Below are 1,466 nucleotides of genomic sequence, written 5' to 3'. Positions count from 1 at the left end.
CGTGCCCAGACCAGCTGCGTATCCTCGGTTGCCGCCGCCGCCTGACCCGCCATTACCGCCGGGAGAGATGGTATTCGTCCGCGGGGAGCCGCCTTTCCCGCCGCCGACGGCACTCAGGCTGAAGGCGGTTGTGTCGCCGCCGCTTGTGGCCGGTGAGGTGTTGGTCGCCGATTGCGTCCCGCCGCTGCCGACCGCAATGGGGTAGACAGTGCCCGCCGTCAGCGTGGTCGTGCCGCGCAGCAGACCGCCCGCGCCGCCCCCGCCCGTGTTGGCCGCCTGATAGTAAGGCGCGCCGCCGCCGCCCGCGACCAGCAGATATTCCACATCCACCGGGATCAAGGGCTTCAAAGATGTGAGGCCAGCCGAAGCCGGTATGGTCATCCCCTTGTAAGGCACGCCGTCGATCGTCTCCGACCAGAACGTCGCGCCGGGATGGTCTGCGGCCAAGAATGGATCGGTAATCTCGTAGCGGACGATGACGATGCCGTTCTGCGCCGCGCCGAAGCCGCTGCTGCCTCCGTCGCCACCCGCGCCGGGGTTCGTTGCACCCTCCGGCACTGCCGGTAGCGCAGGCCCGCTGCCGCGCCCGCCCGTGCCGTAAACCCTCAGCGTGCCGTCGAAGTTGATTGATCGCCCCGGCCCTGCCGCGCCACCAAGGCCAACAGACCCGCCGACACCCGCACCGCCAGCCCCGCCCCCGCCGCCGCTGGCGCGCTGCGTGATGGTGCCGCCGAAGCCACGCCCGCCCGCAAAGCCGGGATTGCCAGCGCCGCCTGCAAGGTTCGGCACCGCAGCCCCGCCGGAGCCACCACCGCCACCACCATTGCCGCCGTCGCCGCCGACTGCCGCGCTCGGCCCGCCAGCCCCGCCGCCGGGCGCCGTCAGCCCGACGGCACGAGACGGATTGCCGACCGTCGAAGCCGTTGCCGACGACGCGACACCCACCTCGATCGTATAGATGCCGGGCTGGACCTGAACCGTATCGACCCGGACCCAGCCACCGCCGCCCCCGCCGCCACGCGATCCGCCCGTGCCCCCTGTGCCACCCGCGCCAACCAGCAGCACCTCCAGCGCCATCGCCGAGGTGATGGCCAGCGCGGACGAAACAGCCGTGAACCGACCGAGCCGATACCACTTGCCGTCAATCTGGACGGTGGACCAGACCCCGCCGGATGCCGCCTCGTTGACGGCCATGATCAGGCGCCCGAGGCCGTGATGCTGAAGCTCTGCGGCTCGATCTTCTCACCGCCGACGAAATCGGTGCGGACCAGCGCGAGTGAATTGGCGGGCGCTGCCGCCCCTTGGACGACATCGCCAGACCAGATCACCGCCCCGCCCGAGTTGCGCGCTTCGTAGCGCGTGACGGTGCCGGCCGAAGCGGTGCCGCTGGCGATGGCGTTGGCAAGCGCAGTGCCGTCGGTCGGCGCGGCAAATGCGGTGGCTGCCATCGCCAGATCCGCGACGGT

The 1,466-nt window shown here is 71.1% G+C and carries 2 protein-coding genes; both read right to left on the bottom strand.

Going from position 1 to position 1,466, the window contains the following annotated elements:
* On the bottom strand, nucleotides 1-1,194 hold a 1,194-nt coding region (locus tag E2K76_RS20105; RefSeq protein ID WP_342773665.1), incomplete at its 3' end, for a glycine-rich domain-containing protein.
* Between the two features lie 2 nt (nucleotides 1,195-1,196).
* The coding region (locus E2K76_RS20100; RefSeq protein WP_220432325.1) for a hypothetical protein at nucleotides 1,197-1,466 on the bottom strand (270 nt) is incomplete at its 5' end.

Source organism: Falsirhodobacter xinxiangensis (genome assembly GCF_004959935.1).
GTDB lineage: Bacteria > Pseudomonadota > Alphaproteobacteria > Rhodobacterales > Rhodobacteraceae > Falsirhodobacter > Falsirhodobacter xinxiangensis.
Note: the sequence above shows the minus strand (reverse complement) of the source record. Positions and strands in the feature narration are given on the sequence as shown.